The sequence below is a fragment of the Chitinophaga qingshengii genome, from assembly GCF_014529935.1.
Taxonomy (GTDB): Bacteria; Bacteroidota; Bacteroidia; order Chitinophagales; family Chitinophagaceae; genus Chitinophaga; species Chitinophaga qingshengii.
The window spans coordinates 681,816-700,664 of sequence record NZ_JACVFC010000003.1 but is presented as its reverse complement, the minus strand read 5'-3'; the positions used below and the strand labels follow the sequence as shown (position 1 = coordinate 700,664).

Below are 18,849 nucleotides of genomic sequence, written 5' to 3'. Positions count from 1 at the left end.
TTTTTCTAAAGATGATGAAATACTATGTTTTACCATTATCCCTGTTACTGGCTACTGCCTTACCCCGGCCTGTTTCAGGTCAAAATCCCCCGGCGGGTGCGATGACGTTGACAGCGGTATGGGAACAAGCGGAGGCAGGTAACCGTCAGATCAGGCTACAGCAACAGGAGCTGGCCGGCAGCAAAGAAAAAGTACTGGCAGTCCGCGATACGCGACTACCTGCTCTTACCGTAGATGGCGTCTATTCGCGGCTGGCCAATATGCCGCTTTATGTAGACGGCATCCTGCATGCCCCTCAACAGTTTCCCGTTTCCCATGAGCATTATTCCGCCGGTAGCAACCTTTACCTCAACCTGTATAACGGAGGTCAAACGAACCGGGAAATCAGTATGGCCCAAACGGAACAGGATATCTCCAATGACCGGCTGCAACAATCCATCGCCGAAACCCGCTACCAGTCGGCCTTACACTTCCTGGAACTCTATCGTCACCATCAATTTAAGACGTTGCTGGAACAGGATATCCATGCCAGTGAGTTACAGCTAACTGAAATACAACAGCTGTATAAAAACGGCCTGGTACTCAAAAGCGACGTATTGCGGGAGGAAGTGAAGATTGCCAATCAACGGTTGTCGCTCACGGAAATCATCAACCAGATTGCTATCAGCACACAGCGGCTCAACTATCTCATGGGCAGGCCGGACACCAGCGCGCTGTATCCAATCGTGGAACTGCCCCAACTGGCCGGCGCCGCGCCGGATACCAGCAGCCAGCAGGCCATTGAATACAAACTGGCGCAAAAGAACATCGGACTGGGCGCATTGCGGCTGGACCAGGTAAAAGCAGCGCCCTTGCCTAAAGTCGGCTTCTTCGCTGAATACCATTACACCTATCCGCAAACGGCGTTTTATCCTTATTCCCGTGTACCCTGGTCATGGGGACAGACAGGCGTCAGCGTTAGTCTCCCCCTCTCCGCATTTTACGTAAACAGGCATAAAACGCGGGAAGCGCACATGGCCTGGCAACGGCTGCAAACGGTAGCCGCCAGCATACAGGACAAGCTCCGGCAGGATATACACGCTTCCTGGCTGCATTACCAGGAGGCTGTGCAGCAGACGATCGTAGCCCGCAACAACCTCGCACATGCCACCGAAAGCCTGCGTATCCTGCGCAGTTCGTATTTCAACCAGCAGTCGTTGTTCAGCGATCTGCTGGATGCAGAAACACAACTATTACAATCCAAATTTAACCTCACCACCGCACTCGTGAAAGTACAGGTGCAACATTATCAATTACTCAGATTAACAGGAAAAATATGACTAAACAATTGACCACTACCGACCGGTTTATTATCGGCCTTACCCGGATGGCCGCTCTGCTCCTCGCTGCCGGACTGGGCTGCTGGGGAGTTTGGTATTGCCTGCGCATGATGCGCTATGAAGAAACCAACGACGCGCAGGTAGAAGCCTATATCAATCCGGTGAGCGCCCGGGTATCCGGGTATATCCGCCAGATATGTTTTGAAGAAAACCAACCCGTTAAAACCGGCGATACGCTGGTAATCATCGACGACCGGGACTACCGGGCACAGGCCAACGAAGCGATGGCCGCACTGGACAATGCGCGGGCACAAACAACACTGTTGGAGGGGCGTATCAACACACTGAAAAATGAGGCTGCCGTTTCCTCCGCGCGCATCGATGCGGCTAAAGTACGCATGGAACATCAGCAACAGGAGTACAAACGGTTTACCAATTTGCTCGCCGAAGAATCCACTACCCGCCAACGTTTCGATAATGTAAAAGCTGCGCTGGATATTGCCACTGCTGAATACCAGGCTGCCTTGCGCGATCATCAGTCGGCCCTCGCCCGTATTGAAGAAACCGGCCGTCAATCCGCTGCCGTAGCTGCCGAAATCAAACGCCGCGAAGCCGTGGCCGACCAGCATCAGCTCAGTGTAGGCTATACCGTTATCCGTGCTCCCTACAACGGACGGGTAGGCCGTAAAAACATCCAGGAAGGGCAGCTTATACAGGCGGGTCAACCATTGACATTTATCTCCAATGATGAAACGCCGAAATGGATTGTGGCCAATTTTAAAGAGACACAGGTGCAAAAATTCCGGACCGGCCAACCGGTGAATATTACCGTAGATGCCTTTCCCGGCGAGACTTTCCGCGGAGAGATCATTTCCCTCTCCCCTGCTACCGGTTCCCGCTATTCGTTGTTACCTCCGGACAATGCCACCGGTAATTTTGTAAAGATCATCCAGCGTATCCCTGTACGTATCCGCATATTGGAAACGCCTTCCGTATTATCCAGGTTGGTAGCCGGGATGAACGCCAACGTATCTGTCAGTAAATAACGATCTATGTCTGTTTCATTTTTCAAACCCTGGGTACCTGAATGGCTCATTCGCCTGACCATCTTCCTGGTGTTGATACCAGCGTTGGGCATCTTCGCCCTGTACTTCAGCAATGGCGCTGAGACAATCGGGTACTATGGCATTGAGCCTGCAGACATGCAATACTCTGTTGTGCTCATGTATGCCCTGCTGGTAGCTATTTTGCCTATAGACGACCGCCTGTCCAAATACCTGAAGCCGAGGACCTATTTTCTGACCGGGGTCGCCATCAATACGCTGACCTACTTCATTTGCGCCAGCAGTCGCAATGTAACCGTGTTTATGGTTTGCCGTTTTATACAAGGTCTTTCCTGTGCTGCCTTTTGCAGTATCAGTCTGCATATGATCTTTTCCCGGCTGCGTTCCGACAGGGCGCGGGTAATCGGCTACTCCGTATTCTACGGTACCCTGCAGGTTTCCATTCCCGCCTGCGCCCTGTTCTGTAGTTGGATACTGCATTACTTTGAGTTCAACCACCTGTTTTATTTCCTGGTATTGGCGGAAGTTCCGGGGGTGGTGCTGATGCTGATTGTCACCAACCATGTACGGTTCCGGAAAAAAATCCCGTTGTATCAATTGGATTGGGCCAGTTTTATTTTGTATGCCACCATGTTATGCCTGACGGGCTACATACTGGTATACGGCCAGCAGCTCAACTGGTTTTCCAGTCCGCAGCTGCGCTGGTTCTTACTGCTGACACTGGGCAGCGGTTTCTTTTTCTGTCTGCGGCAATATGCATTAAAACGTCCGCTGATAGAATTACGGTTGTTCCGCTTTTCCGGTTTCAGAAACGGATTATTGTTGCTGATGGCCTATTACTTTTTTAAAGGCACTACAGGTAACGTATATGCCTATATGCAGGGTATATTGCTGGTTGATCCGGTACATCTTACGCCGGTATGGCTCTGCAACATCGCCGGTATTGTGATGGGCATGCTGGTCGCCTCCCGGATGGTCCTTAACCAAACGGGTACACGCTGGATATTGGGCAGTGGTTTTTTGTTTCTGCTGGTATTTCATGTGTGGATGTATTTCCTGTTTTCCAGGGTAGCCAATACCCACCAGTTTCTGTTACCGATGTGGATACAGGGTTTCGGAACAGGGGCCTTGTTTGTGCCTATTGTGATGTACGTTGTATCAAGCGTTCCGACGGCCATGGCAGGAACGGTGTCCTTCATCGGCATTGCAGCACGCTTTATGGGGTTATGTGGCGGGCTTGCCTTTGCCAATTATTTCCAGCTGTATGCCAAAAGCATCCACTATAACAAATTCAGGGAGCAGTTTACCGATATCAATCCCATGCGGGATGATATGACGGAGCAGTTCCGGCAACATTTTCTGGCGCGGGGCAGCGATATGGCTACCGCCAGACAGTTGGCTGAAAGCGCTACCCGGCAGCTAATGCAGGAGCAGACTATGTTGCGTGCTTCTATGGATTATTATACCTGGATGATAGTCGGGTTGAGTATATTGATCACCGTTATAGTAGCGGGTCCATGGATAAAGCAGCAGGTTTTGCGCCCGCGCAGGGCCTTTACACCGTATTGATTAGGGTAAAGGCTGCTCTTTTATCCGGTATTCCAAATAATAGCGTATTATAAAAAAGGCGAAGCACTTGCTTCGCCTTTTTTATTTTCTCCATTGGAAATAAAAACAACTGCCTTCTCCTTTTACCGATTCCACCCATACCTTCCCTCCCTGCGTTTCTACCAGTAGTTTAAGGATATTGAGGCCGATACCGGTACCTTTACCATCATCACGGTCTACTTTTTCAAACAACCGGAAAATTCTTTCGTTGTCATTTTCCGCGATGCCAGGGCCGTTGTCTTTCACATAAAACTGATAATATTCGCCTTCATCTTTCCCGCCTATGCTGATTTCCACGACTGGTTTATCGACGTATTTGATGGCATTGCTCACCAGGTTCTGAAATACCTGTTGCAGCTTCTGGCGGCTGGTATACAGGCTGGGCAGTTCTTCCTGGATATGGATATGTACGTTTACAGGCGGGAACAACAGTTGCACCAGTTGTTTGAGTAATTCCCGAACCTCTACCATTTCTTCCGGCTGATCGTCCTGGTGCTGACGGCTGTATTCCAGGATAGCCGAGATCATATCCGCCAGTTTGTTGGATGCACCTACGGCCATATCTACGAATGACAGCAGTTCTTCCGATTGCTGCAATTGTTCTTCTTCCCGTAATATTAATAACAGGCTGGTAATACCGGAGAGCGGCGATTTCAGGTCGTGCGCCACTACGTGCATAAAACGCTCCAGCTGGCCGTTCACCTGCTCTTTAGCTTTCAGCGCCATTTTCAGCTCGCGCTGGTAATAATATAATCTCTCAAAAACATCGACTTTAGCGCGGGTCAGGTGTTTATGCAAGGGCTTGGGGAGATAGTCAACCGCCCCTTTTTCGAAGCCTTTCAGCATATCCTCTTCATCTTTGTTGGTAGCCGTAACGAAAATAACGGAGATATCTTTCGTTTGCGGATGGGCTTTCAGCAGCCGTGCCACCTCATATCCATCCATATCCGGCATTTGTACATCCAGGAGTACCAGTCCGATATCTTCCTGTTCCCTGGCTATATCCAGCGCCTGCTGGCCGGAGGTGGCCAGCAGGAAAGTACGTGCTTCTGCCTCCAGCATACGCTGCAGCACCAATAAGTTAGCTTTGTGGTCATCTACCAATAGTATCTTAAACATCGCAGTCATGGCTAAAACTATTCGCAAATATAGGGCTTAAATATGCAGACATTCACCTATAATTCCTATCTTTATTACCGTAACCATAGTGAACCATAACATCCATGACTAACCGCCAATCACGTATATGCACAAGATACTTGTTATAGAAGATGACGAAGTTATGCCCAAAATTATTGAGCGCATACTTCATAAAGAAGCTTATCAACTGGACCACGTTGTTAACGGAAAAGAGGCCATCCGCAAGCTGGAAGAGACCAATTATGGTTACGACCTGATTATTACGGATATTATGATGCCATACGCCAATGGCTTTGAAATCCTGAGCCGGGTGAAGAACCGCAAGGAAGGCAAACCCATTGCCGTTATCATTGTTTCCAATGCCGGTAATGAAGATATGATCCTGGAAGGTTTTAAGCTGGGGGCAGATGATTTTCTTAAAAAGCCGGTTATTCCCGGCGAGTTGCTGATCCGTGTAAAAAGGCTGCTGATGCAGTACCAGTAATATTTTTGTAGTTGCTTTTTTGACCATTTCCTGTTCCCATGATGACCTTACCGGCATTTGTTTCGGCTACCGTGGACCAGTTCCGTTATGCCCCGCTTGTCATACAAATAGCGGTGTCCTTTACCGTTATTGCGGTTTCACTCACCGCCATCGCCTATATTTCCATCCTGTTGAACCGGTACCGTAGTTACCGGCGGGATAAAAAACTGGCAGTCCTGCATCCTATGATTGACGACCTGCTCACCGAGCATATCCTCATGAATGAGGCACTGTATACCGACGAGCCGGTAGATGCTGCCATCCCCCTGGATGTTTTTGACAAACCCATATTTGAAAAAAAATGGGCCCGGCAGGTGTTGATTCAACGCCTGATGCAATACCGGGACAATGTGCAGGGCGCCATGGGCGTACAACTTCGCAGCCTTTACCTGCAACTGGGACTGGACAAGGATTCGCTCCGGAAGTTGAAATCCAGTCGCTGGGACCATAAAATACAGGCGCTTGGCGAGCTGACCAATATGGACATTCCCATTGCCGACGTCATTATTTTACCGTTGACCAATAGCCGCAACCGTGAGTTACGCGCTACGGCCCGGCACGCCTATATTAAGCTCAGTAAAAACGAACCCTTCAAATTTTTTGACGTGGCTACCGAGCCGCTACTGCAATGGGACCAGGTAGAGCTATTCCGCATTATTTCCACCACCGACCGTATTTCCATTCCCAATTTTGCACAGTGGATCACTTATTCTTCCAATAAAAGTATCGTGTCTTTCTGTCTCAAGCTGGTGGAACACTACCAGCAGTTGAGCGCGGTACCGGCGGTGGTAAAACTCCTGGATACCCGGGACCACTACCTGCGGGCTAATGCTATTAACTGTTTGGGGAAGCTACGGATAGAGAGCGTGGAAGATAAGCTGGTCGGTATGTATGACAGTCAGCCTCACCAGTGCCGTATCGAAATACTCAAGGCTCTGGGTCGTATCAGTACCGGGAAACATATAGGGTTTCTGCGGCAGGAATTCCTGCATTCTTCCGATTTTGAAATCCGTAAACATGCTGCCAAATCATTGATCAATAATCAGTGGGCGGCGGGTAATCTTATTAACGAGCTGGTAGATACCGCTACCCGTGAGAATAAACTGATCCTGAAACATTGTATGAACCCGTTAATCAAATTTTAATCAGCGGATGGATAGTACATTCTGGGAAACATTCAGGAAAATATTCGAGACCGGCATTTTTATTTATGGGTCGGTGTTGCTGGCAACCTATGCCCTGTTGGCGTTATTCTCCATGATCGCCGTCCGGGCTTATGCCAGGAAAGAAGACTCCCAGCAGGCAGATATCCTGCTAAAATCACCGTTGGCGCCGGGTATTACAGTACTCGCGCCGGCTTTCAACGAAGGGCTGACCATTATTTATAACGTCCGCTCCCTGATGACGTTGATCTATCCCCGTTATGAAATCATTGTCATCAATGATGGCAGTACCGACAACAGCCTGGAGCAACTGATCGAAGCATTCGATCTGGTACCGGTAGATTTCGCTTATAACGTGAAGATCCCTACGCAGCCGGTGCGTAAAATTTATAAATCCACCAATCCGGCCTATGCGTTGTTGACGATCATCGACAAAGTAAACGGCAAAAGCAAGGCGGATGCCGTGAATGCCGGTATCAACGCCGCGTCCTATGACTATTTTGTATGTACCGATGTGGACTGTATCCTGCACGAACATACCCTGATGGAGCTCATCAAACCTGTGATGCAGGAGCCGCACAAACGGGTGATTGCCACCGGCGCCACTTTGCGCATTGCCAATTCCTGCGAGTTTGACCAGGGCGTGATGACCCGCATGCGGCCACCGAAGCAGCTGTTACCCCGCTTCCAGGAAGTAGAATATATCCGTGCCTTTGTATTGGGAAAAATGGGCTGGAGCCTGATCAATTGTGTACCCAATGTATCCGGCGGCCTGGGATTATTTGACAAGGAAGTCGCCATTCGTTGCGGGGGCTATGATTTTAGTTCCTTTGGAGAAGATATGGAGCTGATGACGCGCATGTGCCGTTATGCCAGCGACAACAAAATAGATTACGCCATCCGTTACATTCCCCGTACACTTTGCTGGACAGAAGCGCCCGTGACCGTCCGTATCTTCGGCCGCCAGCGCACCCGTTGGGCCAGAGGGCTGGCACAGTTGATGCATGCGCATTTTGGTATGTTCCTCCATCCGCGCTATGGCCGTATGGGCATGATTATATTTCCCTACAACTTTTTCTTCGAACTGCTGGCCCCGATTATGGAAGCCGCCGGTATTATTTTCTACATCACCGGTGCTATCCTCGGCGCCATCAACTGGCCTACTGCTTTATTGTTGTTATTATTTATATATACCTACTCAGTGATGATCACCACCCTTTCCATACTATGGGACCAGCTCACCTTCGGGTATTACAAGAGCTGGCGGGAGGTAGTGTATCTCTGCATGACACCGTTGATGGAGATGTTCCTGTATCACCCGCTGATCGTGTTCTTTTCCTTGCGGGGATATTTTTATTTCCTCACCGGCAGGAAAAGTACCTGGGGAAATATGCAGCGGCGCGGGTTTCAGCAACAGGCTTCCAGTACACCGGCAGCACATTGATCAGCATCTAAATTACAGCTATAGTGGAATGGTTAAAAAATTTCTATGAGAGCTTCATTTTCGTATATGGATGCATGATGTTATTCATGTACGGAGCCCTGGCTTTGTTATCGCTCCGCGGTATCCGGCGCTTTCAACGCAGCCAGAACTATGTCGACTATACGAAAATGCTGGACTCCCCCCTGGCACCGGGTATCTCAGTAATTGCGCCGGCCTACAACGAAGGCGTGACCATCATCTCCAACGTCCGCTCGCTGTTGACCCTGGTGTATCCCAAGTATGAAGTCATTATCATCAATGACGGCAGTACAGACGATACGCTGGCAAAACTGATACAGGAGTTTGAATTGCAGGAAGTGGATTTTGCCTATAATGAAAGAATCAAGTCCCAGCCTGTTAAACGGGTCTTTAAATCCGTCAATAATGTTTACGATAAATTGCTGGTCATCGATAAAGTCAATGGTAAAAGCAAGGCAGATGCTTCCAATGCGGGCATCAATGCCGCCAGCTATGACTATTTTCTTTGTACCGATGTAGACAGCATACTGGAGAAAGATACCCTATTACGGCTGATCAAACCCTTTATGGATGAAGAGCATCAGCGGGTGAAAGCCATAGGAGAACCTTGCCCGGAATGTGGTTACATTCATTTTGTGGAAGACAGTGTGCGGGTGATTGCCACCGGCGCCACTTTACGGCTGGCTAATTCCTGCGATGTGGACGAAGGCGTGATTACCCGGGTACGGCCTCCCCGGCAACTATTGCCCCGTTTCCAGGAGATGGAATATATCCGGGCCTATGTATTGGGTAAAATGGGTTGGAGCCTGATCAACTGCGTCCCCAACGTGTCCGGTGGTCTGGGCCTGTTCGATAAAGAAATTGCCATCAAAGCCGGCGGCTATGACAGTCAGTCTTTCGCAGAAGACATGGACATCGTGACCCGCATGTGCACCTATATGATCGACAATAAGCTGAAATATGCCGTCCGTTATATTCCTACCTCCCAATGCTGGACGGAAGGGCCACCTACGATGAAAGTGTTCAGCCGCCAACGTACCCGCTGGGGACGCGGTTTGGCAGAGATCATCACCATGCACCGGAGGGTACTTTTCCATCCACGGTACAAACAACTGGGCATGGTGGTATTGCCCTACAATCTCCTTTTTGAGTTCCTGGCGCCTATTATTGAGTTTACCGGTATCCTGTTTTACATCTACCTGATTGCTACCCATCAGATTAACTGGCAATATGCCATAGTACTGTTGCTGTTTGTATATCTGTATGCTGTGATGATCACCACGCTGGCCATCTGGTGGGACCATATGACCTATCATTATTATAAGACCTGGAGGGAGGTAATAGGGCTGGCCATGATGGCTTTCCTGGAGCCGCTGCTCTATCATCCGCTCATTGTCTTTTTTGCCTTAAGGGGTTATTACTACTTCCTGACCGGCAAAAAACATTCCTGGGGTAATATGCAACGGCAGGGCTTTGGTAAAAAAAATACCGCGAACGCTTAGTACAAATTTTTTATAGATGAGGACATCCGTGTTGAAATATGTTTTCCTGTCATTCGCTACAGCAGCCACTTTGCAGACCATGGCACAGTCCGGGCGCAAAGGCAAAGCTGCCGAAGCACTTTACGACGACGCTGTAAAAGCCACCCGGGCGAAACAATACACAGCAGCCATCCGGCTTTCCCGGCAGGCACTGGCTACTGAACCTGATTTTGTGGACCAGCAGCTGTTGCTCGGCAGGCTGTACCTGCTTACCAACCAATATGACAGCGCCCGGAAGTACATCCGCCAGGTACTCACTACAGCGCCGCGTTACCGCGATGCTTACCTGTACGCCATTAATGTAGAGCTGGCTCAACAACAATACGAAGAAGCAGAATGTTATGCAGATATGGCGCTGGGATATTTCAACGGCGACCGGGATCTTATGTTAAAAAAACTAAGCGTGATGGACGAGGCCCGCAAATTTTACCAGGGCAGCAATTACGCCAACTCCTTACTGGACAGATACGGCAGTGATACCGTCGTGCAAAAAGCCAGCACCGGCCATTTCCTGCTGGCGGGAGCCTACTTCCGTAAAAACGGGTACAACAGCCTGGCCCGCAGCAACTATGAAAAAGCCCTGATGATAGACCCTTCCAACCCCGAAGCCAGGCAGGCACTCACGGGCATGGATATACGTGATAATAATTACAGGGCCGCCCTGGAACGTGTAGAAGCGGAACTGGCCACTCATCCTGGTTCCTATGAGCTGCAGATGAGCAAACTGAGTCTGTTGCAGGAAATGCACCGCTACCCTGAAGCGATCAGTCAGCTGGAAGCTATTACCAAACGTTTCCCGGCAGACGCCAAAGCCCGTAGTCAGCAGGTACCACTGCGCATGGAGGCAGCCGCCTATTATACCAACACCGACCCTTATGCCCTGTACCAGAGTATACTGGAGAAAAATCCGGGTAACCAGGAAGCATTGCAGAAACTGATTGGTTTGAGCGTATCCCGTGGCGCGTACCGGGAAGCCCTTAACTGGATCAACGCGGGACTTAAAAGTCACCCGGACGATACCCGGTTACTGAGCTTGAAAGCCGATATGCTGGAAAGTGATCGCAAATTTGCAGAAGCCGCTATGCTGGCGGAGAAACTGCTGCAACGGCAACCCGGCAACGCAACCGAACGAGAGCGCCTGGTACGGTTATATATCGCCAGCGGGCGCGACTACCTTGTACAACAACAGTATCCCGAAGCGCTGACCGCCTTTGAAAGCGCCTTGCGTATAGCGCCGGCGGATACCACCGCATCAGACCTGCTGGCTAATACTTACCTGTTACAAAAGAAGCCCGCCCAGGCTGTTACCGTGCTGGACCAGGCCTTGCGACAACATCCGGACAATGCCCGGCTCCTGTTGAAGAAAGCCAATATCCTCGCAGACATGGGCCAATATGACGCCGCTTCCGCGATCATGGAAACGCTGCTGCAACGTTACCCTGTCAACGAACAATACCATGCATTATACCAGGATATCCACCTCAGCGCAGGCAGGATACTGATGCAGCATGAAGAATACGAACAGGCCAAAGAACAGTTCCAGGCGGTACTGGCGCGGGACCCGCACCAGCCGGAGGCGTTGCAGTACCTGATCAATGCAGAAAGCGCCATGCAACAGCCGGATAGCGCCCTGGCCAGGATTGACCAGGCATTACAGCAGGACCCGCATAACCGGGAACTGCTCTTTAAAAAAGCCGGTATCCTGAGTACCCAACACCAATACGCCGCCGCCGGCAATATCCTCGATAGCCTGCGGCAACAGTATCCTTTTACGCTCAAATACCGTAACGCCTATACGGACAATCTGCTGGCAGCCGGCATCGACGCACAGCGCAATCAGCAGCCCGACAGCGCCCTACAGGTATTCCGGCAGGTACTCAGTATCAACCGGAAAGACTCGGCAGCCCTCCTCTATAGCATCAACCTATACAATGGCAAAGGTAATTACGACAGTGCGCTGGCCTATGCAGACCAGGGCCTTCGCTATTATCCGGACAATGCAACCTTCCTGGAGAAACGGGTGGTAACCCTGGAAAATAAAAAAGATTATAACGCCGCTTCACTGGCAGCTGATTCCCTGCTCAAACGCAGCAACACTGCCACAACATCAGACTACGCCGATTATCTTCGCAGCAAAACACTGAAGAACCAGTTCGGCCTGTTTTTCCTTCGATCCAGCTACGACTATGGCACCAGCCGCTGGTATAACATCGCTACGGCCGAGTACCGTCACTTTATGAAACGGGGCAGCTATGCTGCGCGGCTCAACTATGGCGGCCGCGAAGAAGGTACCGGTGTTATGGGAGAAGCGGAACTATACTACACGCATACACGCCGTACCTATTCGTATGCCCTGGCCGGTTATGCCAATTCTGCCGTATTCCCTACCGCCAGGCTGGCTTATTCTATCTTCCATACCTTTGGTAAAAGTTTTGAAGCAGAGCTGGGCGGCCGTTACCTCAAGGCAGACAGCCTGAACATATATTCCGGGGTTGTATCTGTCGCCAACCGGTTCAGTGATTTTTACGTGAACCTGCGCGCCTACTTCATCAGCGACCAGCCACATTTTTATACTTCGTTTAATCTCACTACGCGGTATTATATGAACCGTGACCAGGACTACCTGCTGCTGGTAGCAGCATTGGGAACCTCACCCGATGACCGCAGCCGGCTGGTACAGTTCCCTCAACTGGCCGGATTGCTGACCCGCAGCGTAGGCGCCGGTTACCAGAAAACCTTCCGGTACCGCACCACACTGGGATTATATGGCACCTGGATAAACCAGAAAGTGAGCCCTACCTTATTTCAAAACCAGTATGATATCTTTGTAACGATACAACGAAAATTCTAAACACTTTTATGCGCAGGAAGATGACATACTTACTATACATGATGACGTTGTTTGGCTATGGCTGCCAGTCCCTCACCGGCGATATCGCCCTGGTATCCGGCGGCAAAAGCAATTACGTGATCGTGCTGCCCACAGAAGGCGGCAAAAACGATCAACATGCGGCAGACGTATTGAAAAGCTATGTGCAGCAGCTGTCCGGCGCAACGCTTCCTATCATCAAAGAAAACGCCTATAAGGACAAAACACAGCCTGCCATTTTTATCGGGCGTACCGATCATGCCGCCAATATCAATACCGGGAAAATAAAGCCGGAAGGCTTTATGCTGGCTACCGATGCCCGTGACCTGTACATTATCGGCGGCAGTGGTAAAGGGGTGGTATATGGCGTATATACATTACTGGAACAATATTTCGGCTGTCGCAAATACAGCCAGTCGCCCGCTACAGTGCCTGTCAGTAAAGAACTTCGCTTACCCGCGCAGTTACACGACCAACAGGAACCAGCTTTCACGTACCGGGAAACCTACTACCCTGCTGCATTTGACAACGAATACCTGGAATGGCACAAACTGCACCGCTTTGAAGACCTGTGGGGCCTGTGGGGACATTCCTTCTTTAAACTGGTGCCACCGCGTACCTGGTTTGCGGCCCATCCCGAATACTTCGCACAGGTAAAAGGTATACGGCAACCTACACAACTTTGTCTCAGTAATGAAGCGGTGTACCACCTGGTAGTGGACTCCCTGCGTAAAGCCATCGCCGCCAATCCCGATGCCATGTATTGGTCCATTTCCCAGGAAGATGGCGGTGGATACTGTACTTGCGACCAATGTAGTAAAACAGATGCGGAAGAAGGCGGCCCCTCCGGTTCATTGATACGGTTTGTGAACAAAGTCGCTGCGCAGTTTCCGCAGCAACAATTCACCACACTGTCTTATCTGTATTCCTCGAAGCCCCCCCTGCATACCAAGCCTGCGTCCAATGTGGTGATCATGCTCAGCTCTATTGACGCTTTGCGGCAGGAGCCCTTGGCTACTATCCCCTCTGCAGCGGCTTTCCGGAAAAACCTGGATACCTGGGGTGCGGTTACTGCGCATTTGTTTGTGTGGGACTATACCACCCAATTTACTAACTACCTGGCGCCGTTTCCGGACTACGCCAATTTGCAGCCTAACCTGCAATATATGTCAGGTCATAAAGTAAGCGGCGTGTTCTCCCAGGGTAGCGGCGACACGCACAGCGATATGGCGGAATTTAACGCCTACGTGCAAGCCAAATACCTGTGGAATCCAAAGACAGATGCCAGCAAACTGCAAAACGATTTCCTGGATGGGTATTATGGCAAGGCAGGCAAAAATATCCGGCAATATATGGATGCCCTGACGGCCACACTTAAACAGACACACGCCCCGCTTGATATCTACGGCAACCCTGTTAATAACCACAGCAACTATTTATCACCCATCGCGATCGATGGTTACAGCCAACTGTTAGATAAAGCCGAGGCAGCAGTGGAAGGACAAGCAGCGTTATTAAAACGCGTGTATACGGCACGGTTACCCCTGGAATATACGGTACTTCAGCAGTCACGTTTCTTTGGCACAGAACCCAATGGTTATCTTGTGGCTAACGGGAATACGTATACGGTTAATCCGCGCTGGCCGGAGCGGGTAAAAAAATTCACCGCCCTGTGTAAAGAGTCCGGTGTAACCACCCTGGCCGAAGGTGGTATCAGTCCGGAAGCCTATCAGCAGGAATGGGATAACCTGTTTGCCCGTCCCTGGGTCAACAGTATCGCTTTCAGGGCCAGGGTATCGCTGGTAAATCCGCCGCCACCGGAGTTTCCGGGTAAAGGCGCCCAAACCCTCACTGATGGTCTGGAAGGGGGAAATGATTTCAGCCTGAACTGGCTGTATTTATATGGTAAAGACCTGGTAGCCGTGGTTGACCTGGGCGCCGGCAAACCAGTGAACAGCGTATCCACTCATTTTTTACAGGATGCCCGCCATTATATCTTTCATCCATCCAGCGTTACTATAGCGGTGTCTGAAGATGGCACCCATTTTACTGATGCCGGCACACAAACGATTCCGCCATTATCCGCAGAAGACTATGCAGTTAAACAGACACCGGTGTCCTTTAAGCTAACCGGTAAGCCTGTACGCTATATCAGGCTTACCGGCGTATGCCCGACAGCGATCCCGGTATGGCGGGAAGCGCCCGAAACCAAAAGGCCCGCGATCTGCTGTGACGAAATATATGTACAATAAATTTTACGGCAGCTTGTCCAACGCCAGCTGAACAGCCACGATGGCTTTATCCAGCTCCGTTTCCAGTACTGCCAGGCGTTCGGTGGTAACCCCGGCTGTATCGATATTTGCAATAGCTTGCTGCAGATCGCTCAACCCGGCGTACGTAGTCACGCTGCGCATACTATGGCATATCTCCCCTATTCTTTTGGGATGTTTCGTCATATCTTCCGTCGCCAGCTCTTTGCTCACAGATTTACAGTCTTCCAGCAGCAGGGTGAGTGTTTCCCGGAGCAGCGGGTCCTGGTTGGATTCACTGCCCAGATAACCCATTAATACAGAGAGGTCCAGCGGTTTTATACCTGTGGCCACAGGTGATGATGCAGGCATACCGTTGTTTCCCCATTTATTGACCAGGTTCAGGATATCCTCTTCCACGAAGGGTTTCGACAAAAAATCGTCCATACCGGCGGCCAGGCATCTTTCCCGCTCACCTTTGGTATTACCGGCGGTAAGGGCAATGACAGGTGTATGTTTTCCGGGGAACTGTTCCCGTATATGCCGGGTGGCGTCATAGCCGTTCATTTCCGGCATCTGTATATCCATAAATATCAGGTCAGGCTGTTGCTGCACGTAAAGCTCCACCGCTTCCAGGCCGGTTCTGGCTTCCAGGATAGTAGCAGCCGGTACAGAACGGCTGATAATGGTTTTAATCAGCAGCATGTTGATGTTATTGTCTTCCGCCAGCAACACCTTCAGGGAGGTGCGTTCCGACTGACGATGCTGGTCCGGCGCCGTATTCAACTGATCATAACCGGCAGCAGCCTGTGAAAGGTGTGCCAGCGCATTATACAGGTCATGCATCTTGACGGGCTTCACCAGTCGTTGTTCTACTTTCAGTTCCTCACATACCCGTTGTACCGTTTCATCGTCGGAAGAACTGTACAGCAACACTACCGGCGTCCAGGTGCCCAGCTCATCGGCCATCTGGCGCATTTTACGCAGTGTCTCCAGTCCATCCATCACCGGCATGTGATAATCCATCAATACGGCATCGTAGGTGTTCCCTTCCATCAGCAGCTGTAACGCTTCAAAACCGCTGCGGGCCATATCTGTTTCAATGCCTTTCAGCAGCAGCATTTGTTGCAGGATAGTGCGGTTGTGTTCATTATCATCCGTTACCAGTATCTTTTTTACGGAATCGATATTCGCCCAGGAGATCGGCGGTCCGTCAGCCGTTTCCAGGTTGATTTCAAAAAAGAAAGTACTGCCTTCTCCCGGCGTACTTTGCAGCTGCAGGCGGCTGTTCATCAGCGCCAGCAGCTTATTGGAAATAGTGAGTCCCAATCCGGTACCACCGTATCTTTTGGTAATAGAAATATCTTCCTGGGAAAACGCTTCGAAAATTTTTGCCTGTCTTTCCTCCCGGATGCCAATACCGGTATCGGATACCTCAAACCGGATCATACGGCGGTTGTTGGCGTCTGCAGCGGAAACCGGATAGATCTTCAGTCCTACTTCCCCTTTTTCAGTGAACTTCACCGCATTGGAAAGCAGGTTGACCAATATCTGTTTCAGGCGCAGCTGATCCGTCCGGATAAAGCGGGGCAGCTCCGGCGAAATATCGTAGATCATTTCCAGCCCCTTGCTCTGGGCCTGGAATTTCACCATATCGCTTACCTGGCTGCTGACTTCAAAGATGTCCAGTTGCTGATTGTCCAGTTCCAGTTTACCCGCTTCGATCTTGGAGAAATCGAGGATATCGTTGATGATATTTAACAGTGTGCCGGCACTTTGATTGACGATAGAGAGATATTGATGCTGTACCTCATTGAGGCGGGTTTTCAGTACAAGGTCAGTAAAGCCGATGATACCATTCAGCGGGGTCCTGATTTCGTGGCTCATATTGGCCAGGAATTCCGATTTGGCCACACTGGCCTGTTCGGCCAGCTGTTTGGCATGCTGCAGTTCTTCCTGGTGTAAAGCCTGGGTTGTAACATCTTCCGTGAGAATGGTAACGCCGCCAGCTGCGCCGTCGTGGTGGAACCAGGACCTTATTTCCCAATGTATATGCTGATCATGTGTCCAGCCCTGGGGTCTCCAGATAAATTCTCCGCTCTTCTCCCCTTTGCCTTTCAGTGCATTATGATATACCTGTTTAAATTCATCGGGGATACCGGGAAGCACGTCATAGATGATTTTGCCTTCCACCGGTTGATCACGGAGATCGTTGTTTTCCCGCCATGCGTTACTGCAGGCGATTACGCGGAGTTTTTTATCCAGCATCAGTACCGCTGCCGGCGTATGTTTCACGAAAGCGGAGAGTTTGGCTTTTTCGTCCAGCAGCAGTTGTTCTGCTTTTTTCTGATCGGTGATATCCGTGGCAATATGCAGGTAACCTGTCAACTCATTATCCATGTTGCGAATGGGAGATATCACCAGTGACACATTCACTGCCGAACCACCCTTACGGATATACGTCCATTGCTGTTGGGCCGCATTATGTTGCCGGGTGGCTGCTACGGCAAACAACTGATCGGGATTTATGCCCATGGCGGCCGCCCTTTCCGTCAGTTCACCCGGTTCGTGAAAGTTTGCCGGCGTTTGTTTTCCGACTACTTCGCGGGAAGTATAACCCAGCAGATTTTCTGCGCCCTTATTGAACAGGGTGATGGTCCCATCCAGCCCGGTGGCGATAATACTCACATCACTGGCCGATTGCAGGATGTCTTCCACGAGTTTACGGGCCCGTTGTATTTCTTCTTCCAGCCGTTTTTGCCGGTCTATGTCCTGAAAAGTACCATAGAGCCGTATACATTGACCATCGCGTATTTCGGCGCTACCGATAGAGCGTATCCATATTTGTCTCCCTTTAGCGGTCACAATTTCCAATTCGATATCCCAGGGTTCATGAAACTGTATGCCTCTGTTGACCACATTTTCCATCGCCGTGCGGTTGGCACCTTTGTAAAAATCGAGGGCTGTCTCCAGTTCAGGTATGAAATCGGCTGATACTTCATGGATTTGCCGGGTCACCTCCGACCAATATGAAACCTGCTTTGCCACATCAAAGTGCCAGAAACCTATCCTGGCTACGCTGTTGGTTTGTTCCAGCATCTGTGTGGTCCATTTCAGGTCTTTTTCCAGTTTATGCCTCAGCGTTATATCCAATGCATTGGCGATTACATAGGGCGTTCCATCGATAGAATATTCGAGTACGTTATTGTAAAGCCAGATCCGGATGCTGCCATCCCGGTGGCGTGTATGCATGATACCGTTGACCTGTTTTTCTTTTTTAATGGCGTCCAGGTATTCATAAACTCCTTCTGAGAAAGAGGCTGGTACGATATCCCAGAGCGTTCTGCCGATCACTTCTTCCGGTTGGTAGCCGAGGCTTTCTGCGCTGGCCCTGTTCACCGCCAGCAGTTTTCCATCCAGATCATGCATACACATCATCCCACGGGAATTATTAAAAAACACCCTGAACTGGTGTTCACTTTCCTGTAACTGCAGTTCCTGGCGCATCTCCTGCGAGATATCGCGGCCTACGGCAAAGATGTTGCCGGTAGCCACATCCGGAGAAGCCATCCATTGCAGCCAGATGTATTCTCCCCTGGTATTACGCATCCGGTTAACAAAATTAACCGTGTCTTTACCTTCGTTTAGCCCTTTCAGTTGTTCCGCAGAACTGTTTACATCATCCGGATGGATAATCTCAAATACAGGATGGCCCGCCATTTCCTCCGGTTTCCAGCCGAGTATTTTTGAGAAAGCGGGATTCATATGCTCAAAAGTTCCGCCGCCGCTTACCAGACAGAACAAATCGTTGGACAATAAAAAAAACTTCCGGAAATATTCCATTTCCTCCTTACTCGCAGAAGCAGACTGGTTTAACATAGTAGGTGGTTAATGCATTCAATTTACGAAAA

The 18,849-nt window shown here is 50.2% G+C and carries 11 protein-coding genes; 9 read left to right on the top strand and 2 right to left on the bottom strand.

What is annotated here, in order from left to right; translation table 11 throughout:
- Positions 1-11: 11 nt before the first annotated feature.
- Genes ICL07_RS22510 through ICL07_RS22500 form a run of 3 tightly spaced genes read left to right on the top strand, consistent with a single transcriptional unit; the run spans position 12 to position 3,952 of the window.
- Positions 12-1,319, top strand: a complete 1,308-nt coding sequence (locus ICL07_RS22510) for a TolC family protein (RefSeq protein WP_188090301.1) — start codon at positions 12-14, stop codon at positions 1,317-1,319.
- Positions 1,316-2,365, top strand: coding sequence for an HlyD family secretion protein (locus ICL07_RS22505; RefSeq protein WP_188090300.1), 1,050 nt, complete (start codon positions 1,316-1,318; stop codon positions 2,363-2,365). The genes ICL07_RS22510 and ICL07_RS22505 overlap by 4 nt, the downstream gene beginning before the upstream one ends.
- A 6-nt stretch (positions 2,366-2,371) precedes the next feature.
- Entirely contained in the window at positions 2,372-3,952 is a 1,581-nt protein-coding gene (locus ICL07_RS22500) for an MFS transporter (RefSeq protein ID WP_188090299.1), read from the top strand.
- 81 nt (positions 3,953-4,033) lie between these two features.
- Here the strand turns inward: ICL07_RS22500 and ICL07_RS22495 are convergent, their stop codons facing one another.
- A complete protein-coding gene (locus tag ICL07_RS22495) occupies positions 4,034-5,137 on the bottom strand; it encodes a sensor histidine kinase (protein ID WP_246485136.1) in 1,104 nt (367 codons plus the stop codon).
- Between the two features lie 100 nt (positions 5,138-5,237).
- On the opposite strand from ICL07_RS22495, the gene ICL07_RS22490 reads away from it, so the two are divergent.
- The 6 genes from ICL07_RS22490 to ICL07_RS22465 all read left to right on the top strand — a co-directional run bounded on the left by ICL07_RS22490 (position 5,238) and on the right by ICL07_RS22465 (position 14,941).
- Positions 5,238-5,615 (top strand): response regulator, encoded by a 378-nt coding sequence (locus ICL07_RS22490; RefSeq protein ID WP_188090298.1) that lies wholly within the window; start codon positions 5,238-5,240, stop codon positions 5,613-5,615.
- Positions 5,616-5,653: 38 nt separating this feature from the next.
- A complete protein-coding gene (locus ICL07_RS22485; RefSeq protein WP_188090297.1) occupies positions 5,654-6,799 on the top strand; it encodes a HEAT repeat domain-containing protein in 1,146 nt (381 codons plus the stop codon).
- A gap of 7 nt (positions 6,800-6,806) precedes the next feature.
- Complete coding sequence (locus tag ICL07_RS22480) at positions 6,807-8,261, top strand: glycosyltransferase (RefSeq protein WP_188090296.1); 1,455 nt, start codon at positions 6,807-6,809, stop codon at positions 8,259-8,261.
- A 74-nt stretch (positions 8,262-8,335) separates the two neighbouring features.
- The gene (locus ICL07_RS22475; RefSeq protein WP_223152057.1) at positions 8,336-9,781 is read left to right on the top strand and encodes a glycosyltransferase family 2 protein; all 1,446 of its coding nucleotides are present in this window, start codon (positions 8,336-8,338) and stop codon (positions 9,779-9,781) included.
- 16 nt (positions 9,782-9,797) lie between these two features.
- Positions 9,798-12,671, top strand: coding sequence for a tetratricopeptide repeat protein (locus ICL07_RS22470; protein ID WP_188090294.1), 2,874 nt, complete (start codon positions 9,798-9,800; stop codon positions 12,669-12,671).
- Between the two features lie 20 nt (positions 12,672-12,691).
- Positions 12,692-14,941, top strand: coding sequence for a DUF4838 domain-containing protein (locus ICL07_RS22465; protein ID WP_188090293.1), 2,250 nt, complete (start codon positions 12,692-12,694; stop codon positions 14,939-14,941).
- A gap of 3 nt (positions 14,942-14,944) precedes the next feature.
- Here ICL07_RS22465 and ICL07_RS22460 read toward each other — a convergent pair whose 3' ends face one another.
- Positions 14,945-18,817, bottom strand: coding sequence for a PAS domain-containing hybrid sensor histidine kinase/response regulator (locus ICL07_RS22460; protein WP_188090292.1), 3,873 nt, complete (start codon positions 18,815-18,817; stop codon positions 14,945-14,947).
- Between the last annotated feature and the right edge of the window lie 32 nt (positions 18,818-18,849).